This window comes from Candidatus Nanoarchaeia archaeon (assembly GCA_035290625.1).
GTDB lineage: Archaea > Nanobdellota > Nanobdellia > Woesearchaeales > DATDTY01 > DATDTY01.
In genome coordinates this window covers 1-4911 of record DATDTY010000047.1, presented here as the reverse complement: position 1 = coordinate 4911, position 4911 = coordinate 1, and the positions used below count along the sequence as shown (strand labels likewise).

General features: G+C 42.5%; 7 protein-coding genes. 2 read left to right on the top strand and 5 right to left on the bottom strand.

Translation table 11 applies throughout. The features are described 5' to 3' along the window. Nucleotides 1–50: 50 nt before the first annotated feature. Nucleotides 51–266, bottom strand: a complete 216-nt coding sequence (locus tag VJB08_04340; protein ID HLD43187.1) for a hypothetical protein — start codon at nt 264–266, stop codon at nt 51–53. Nucleotides 267–353: 87 nt separating this feature from the next. On the opposite strand from VJB08_04340, the gene VJB08_04335 reads away from it, so the two are divergent. Beyond that, nucleotides 354–476 (top strand): hypothetical protein, encoded by a 123-nt coding sequence (locus VJB08_04335; protein ID HLD43186.1) that lies wholly within the window; start codon nt 354–356, stop codon nt 474–476. A gap of 76 nt (nt 477–552) precedes the next feature. On the opposite strand, the gene VJB08_04330 is transcribed toward VJB08_04335, so the two are convergent. Beyond that, nucleotides 553–1734: a 2'-deoxycytidine 5'-triphosphate deaminase gene (locus tag VJB08_04330; protein ID HLD43185.1), complete on the bottom strand. Its 1182-nt coding sequence runs from the start codon at nt 1732–1734 to the stop codon at nt 553–555. A 210-nt stretch (nt 1735–1944) separates the two neighbouring features. On the opposite strand from VJB08_04330, the gene VJB08_04325 reads away from it, so the two are divergent. Then, nucleotides 1945–2562, top strand: coding sequence for a hypothetical protein (locus tag VJB08_04325; protein HLD43184.1), 618 nt, complete (start codon nt 1945–1947; stop codon nt 2560–2562). On the opposite strand, the gene VJB08_04320 is transcribed toward VJB08_04325, so the two are convergent. From VJB08_04320 to VJB08_04310, 3 genes are all read right to left on the bottom strand, one after another. Continuing rightward, nucleotides 2519–3601, bottom strand: coding sequence for an NFACT family protein (locus tag VJB08_04320; protein ID HLD43183.1), 1083 nt, complete (start codon nt 3599–3601; stop codon nt 2519–2521). The two genes, VJB08_04325 and VJB08_04320, sit on opposite strands and share 44 nt — an antisense overlap. Nucleotides 3602–3738: 137 nt before the next feature. Next, on the bottom strand, nt 3739–4650 hold the full coding sequence (locus tag VJB08_04315; GenBank protein HLD43182.1) for a Fic family protein: 912 nt from the start codon (nt 4648–4650) through the stop codon (nt 3739–3741). Nucleotides 4651–4689: 39 nt separating this feature from the next. Further along, nucleotides 4690–4911 (bottom strand): hypothetical protein (locus tag VJB08_04310; protein HLD43181.1); only part of this gene is annotated, 222 nt, incomplete at its 5' end.

The following is a 4911-nucleotide window of genomic DNA, read 5'->3' as shown; positions in this document are numbered from 1 at the left end:
CAGGATAGCTGTCCCACTTTTTATTTCGATGGGAACACAAGCTCTTTTTTTTATTTTTTTAAAGTTCTTGAGGTTTTTAGAGTAGTGTTATGAAGAGGGTTTAGTTTAAGTATCTCACGCGTGGTTGCCCAGAGGGTGCTGGATACTCTTCCGGCTTCCCTGAAAATCTCTTCGAGGTTGCCATCGGGCTCGGCTGCGAAAGTGATAGGGATAACCGACATATCCCCGGATGGGACGACCCCCTTGTCGGTTTGGAATCTTAGCATATAAGAGCCTCACGAATTGACGGCAACGCCATTTTCAGGGAAGCTTCTTCCACAAATTTTATATAGGCAGTTCGGCTCTCTACGCACATGGAATGCCAAGAGCCTGGATGCAGGGCTCCAGCTGTGAAGGACTGGAACGGAAGGAAAGTCTGCAGCGATCACTATGACAAGTATAGGGATGAGAGCATTAATTTCATGGATGACTCCTAGGTCATCAAACAACGCAAAGAATTGGGGAAAGTTTTTGGATTCTTAGTAATGTTATCAGGGCAGTTGTGTTGGTTCTTTAGGTTGGTAGGGTCGTCTTCTCTTTTTTAAAGCATTTAGGTAGGGTTGGCCCTAATTGAGAAGAATATTGCCCTTTCGTGGCATACGGCATCTCTGTTTCTTCTGTTAAAGGAGAGAAGATGAATTTGCATAATGGCTGTCCGTCTTTTATGATTATAGGGATATCTCTCACTCTAATTTCGAGTATTGCATGCCCTCCTTCTGCAATGTTTTCATGATTATAACCAAACCCGCTGTCGAAGAAGCCAGCGTAATGGATTCTGAACTCCCCGTTGCCGACATCATAAGGGAGCATCTCGGCAGCAAATGTTGTTGGGACTGCTATTCTTTGTTTTGTACAAAGCAGATAAAACCCGCCTTTTTCTAATTTCAATCTTTCACCATCGATTAGATCTGATACATGCTTTATTTCCCAGTAATCCGTTATGTGATATTCGTCTTCCTTTCTGAGATCGATAGGTTTGTCAATACCTTCTTTCGCTTTGTAGCTGATGAGAGAATAATTTTTCTTAAACTCCTTTAAACCGACTCCGATCAAAATGCCATTTTCATGTATGTTTGGGGTAATTGGCTCGTCTTCTAAAAAAACAAACCGATGTTTAAAATGCCCTATACTCAGTTCATTATCATTTAATGTTTTAGGATTTATGCTCATAAATCTTATCTGGTTTAAAGAGTAGTCTTCCTTCACAAATATAGGGAAGGAAAGAGGGGTCACTTCAAGATAGAGATCTCCCCTGTAACCATACGAAACGTCGTCGTATCTTGGATACCCCTCTGTCAGCAATCTAACAAGGATATCAAGTCTTCCGGTAGAGCTTTTTGGATTTGCTTTTGCCCGTAAATTGGGAGGGAGTTCTAATCTCTCATTCAATTTGATTATATATGTATGGTCTTTCTTCAATAAAACGCCTTCGTCTGTTGTTTTCACATCTTCGCCGCACTTAAATTTTTTTATTAATTCTTCTATTTCCGAGATATTGCTACTTGGAAGAAAGGAAGATGATATTTCGTTTATTTCGTTTGAGCAGGTAAGGTCCAGGCTTGCTGAGGATATGTTAGAGAAGTTAATAGCGCGTTTGTCGCGTCTCTTGATAGAACCGCCGTTATTAAGCAATTTGATTCCTTGGTAGGGTATAACCCCGTCGCCATGCAGAACCTTAGCATCAGAATCATTCATCCAGATTGATAATCGCTAAGACTATAAAAGCTTTAGTGTTTTGGTACTATTGTAGAATAATAAATAAAGGCAAGGCTTTTCCCTTTTTGTTATTCGTGGGATTGAATTCTAAAGAATCGTTTTCTGTCTCAATCTTGGAGTATGCACACCTTGTCTGTAAAAATAATGTTGTCCATAAACCTTATATAGAGATTTTCCTACAATAAAGATATGTTCGGCTTTACTGAAAAAGAGCTCGGAATCTTCAGATCATTAAAGACTCCCAAAAAGATCCAGGACTTTCTTGAGACGATTCCGATTAATTTTGAGAAGAACGGAGACACCTGCTTTTCTCCAAGGAGGGTGTTGAGGGAATGGAGATGCCAGTGCATTGAAGGCGCCTTGCTTGCTGCTGCTGCATTGAGGATGAATGGGTACGCTCCTCTGATTGTCGATTTGGAGGCAGATTCCCATGACGATGATCATGTGATCGCTGTGTTTAAGCAGCATGGCTGTTGGGGGGCGATCAGCAAGACAAACCATGCTATTCTGAGGTATCGCGACCCTGTGTATAGAAGCATCCGGGAGCTTGTCATGTCCTACTTTCCGGAGTACACGAATGATGAAGGAACATTAAACCTCAGATCCTTTTCCAGGCCTGTTAATCTTTCCCGGTTTGATAGGCAGGGATGGATGACTGCCGAGGAGGATGTTTGGTATATCCCTGAGTACCTTGTCGAGTGCAGGCATCACAGAATTCTTACTCCTGCAATGGCTCGCAGGCTGAGGAAAGCTGATCCCTTAGTCATTCTTTCGCGGAAGATTGAACAGTGGAAATATCGACGGTGACTGCGCGGTTTTTTTCATCAATGATGCATTTCTTGAGTTTCTTCCTGAGGAGAGCCACGTTCTTATCCTTCGCTGCTTTTGCAATATCTGAAAGCAGGGAAGAGATCTCTGCATAGTTTTCGTAGAGGAGTTCAGCGGCACGCATGCTGTCTGTTTCTTCCTGTTGAAGCCTTTGGATGCTTTCTCTCTGGTTTTCCTGGATGCGCTGGAGCTTTTCCTTGTGCGTATCTTTTACAGCTTCAGGCTGCCAATTCCTGTCTATGGCATCTGAAAATGAGGCAAAGGCGGTTTTCTCTGATTCTTTGAAGGTTAGTAAATCGTAAGGTATGATTTCCTGCTCCGGAAGGACGAGCTTTGCTGCAACAGGCCTTGAGGTGAGGGTGTTCACGGCTTCTTGTATGCAGGAGTATTGAGCTGAAGTTATCTTCTGCGCATCTTTTTCTAACCTGGCCATCAGACATAGCTCATCTGAATAGAGGTTTCCAAAGCCCAGCTTGACTGCAAGGAATTTTCCAAGGCTCATATCCTTGAGCGCTGCGTTGAGGGAAGAAACAGTAAAATCCTGGAGGCTGCCTGTCGGCGGCGGCGCCTTGTACGTCTCCCTCGGCTTCAGCAGCCTGTCCTTCCATGCCTGGGATTTCATAATGGCGAGGATGACCTTGTTGGAATCACAGAGGATGATGTTGCCCTTGCTGAAGAGCTCAATGTAAAGGAAAAAGGACTCGCCTTGCTTTGAGAACTGGAATTCAAGGATTCGCTCAAAATGATCCTGGATGATCTTTGTGAGCCTTGCGTGGTCAAGATGCTTTCGCAGCGTGTTTACAAAAGGCACAGGCGATTCCATGCCTTTTCGCCTGCTCTCCGAGATGCAGATAAAGCTTGGGGGATGTATCCGCAGGAAATGCTTGCCTTTTTTGAAGAAGATGAGGACGAGTTCGTCATAACCCGGCATGATGATCTTATCAAGGCGGGCTGCTTCGAGTACCTGGAGCTCCTGCCTGAGGAGGTAGAGCTCAAGACCTGATATTCCTTTTTTCATGAAGCCGTAGTTCACACAGAGGTATTAAAAGGTTTGGGAATGCGGGCGGCTTTTTTGAGCAAGGACAATTATTTGATGCATTAATTTTTGTTATACGCCACATATATTTTTTACTTGCGGTTATACGCCACAACGGCTCAATTGGTGCCAAGATATTTCCTCTTTATGTACCCAATAAACGGCATTTCATCCCTCTCGATCTGATACTTGTCCAAAACATCGTAATACTTCTCCAGGTCTTCTATCGGGATGTCCACAAGCGGATAGTTTCTCTTCCATAGTATCCAGTTCATAAGCAGCCGGGATAATCTGCTGTTGCCGTCCACAAAAGGCTGCATGGAGATGAGCTTTGCATGGACCAGTGAAGCTAATTCCAACGGATGGAGTGTTTTTTTCTCAGCTTTATGCCATTTAATGAAATTATCCATTTCCTTCCTGATTTCATGCCATTTCGGAGGAACATAAGAAGTGCCGGCTACCTTTACATCCCTTTTCAGTTCACTCCTTAATTTTCCTGCGATTGTATCGTCAATTCCTGCAAATAAGATCTTATGGAGCATTTTAATGAATTTCAGATTCAGGCTTCCTCTGTAATTCGTTATTGCAAGGATTCCTTTTTCATGGTTTTCCAGTTCCTTTACTGTCCTCAGGCTTTTGATGTTTTTCGGAATAATACCCTCTTTCAGAATCAAGGAAGTCTGCCTTAAGGTTATTCTAACGCCCGACAGTTTGGTGCTGTCATATGTAAACCTGATGATGAATTCCTTTAAGCGTTTTTCTTTCTCTAACTGGCTTAATTTTCTGATTTCATTCCTATATTCTGCCTTTTTTTCCTCTATATTTTTGATGTCTTCTCCGGAAAGGTATTTGCATCCTGGCCTCTGCATCTCCCGAAGAAAATCCTTTTTTAACTTGTCCAGCTTCTGTCTTGAGGGTAGGGATTTGCCTATATACTTTGACTTTTTCGTATATTTTTTCCCTTTTCGCAGGGTGTGCTCCAATATCCAATAGGTTCTGCCTTTTACCCTAATTTTCCTTTCGAACACCATGCAGCAGAGTTATACGCCACACATATTTAAGTGTTTTGGTTATACGCCACAGAAAGTCCAGTTGAGTTCTGGCAAAGTACCCAAGATAGGGGCATTGATTGGATTTAATAAACTGAAAACGGTTGGCGGCTGATTTCTTATTATTAATGACGTTGAATTTAAGGTTGTTCCATCTTCTTCTCCGTCGTTTGGGGTTATGGAGCAGATATAGCTTTCTGTTCTTGTTGTTTCGTTTGAGATTATTGTATTATAATTTAATAA

What these genes read in the sequence shown, in the direction of transcription:
- VJB08_04320 (HLD43183.1), bottom strand. Translation starts at nt 3,601, where the DNA reads ATGAAAAAAGGAATATCAGGTCTTGAGCTCTACCTCCTCAGGCAGGAG.
- VJB08_04340 (HLD43187.1), bottom strand. Translation starts at nt 266, where the DNA reads ATGCTAAGATTCCAAACCGACAAGGGGGTCGTCCCATCCGGGGATATG.
- VJB08_04335 (HLD43186.1), top strand. Translation starts at nt 354, where the DNA reads ATGGAATGCCAAGAGCCTGGATGCAGGGCTCCAGCTGTGAAGGACTGG.
- VJB08_04325 (HLD43184.1), top strand. Translation starts at nt 1,945, where the DNA reads ATGTTCGGCTTTACTGAAAAAGAGCTCGGAATCTTCAGATCATTAAAG.
- VJB08_04315 (HLD43182.1), bottom strand. Translation starts at nt 4,650, where the DNA reads ATGGTGTTCGAAAGGAAAATTAGGGTAAAAGGCAGAACCTATTGGATA.
- VJB08_04330 (HLD43185.1), bottom strand. Translation starts at nt 1,734, where the DNA reads ATGAATGATTCTGATGCTAAGGTTCTGCATGGCGACGGGGTTATACCC.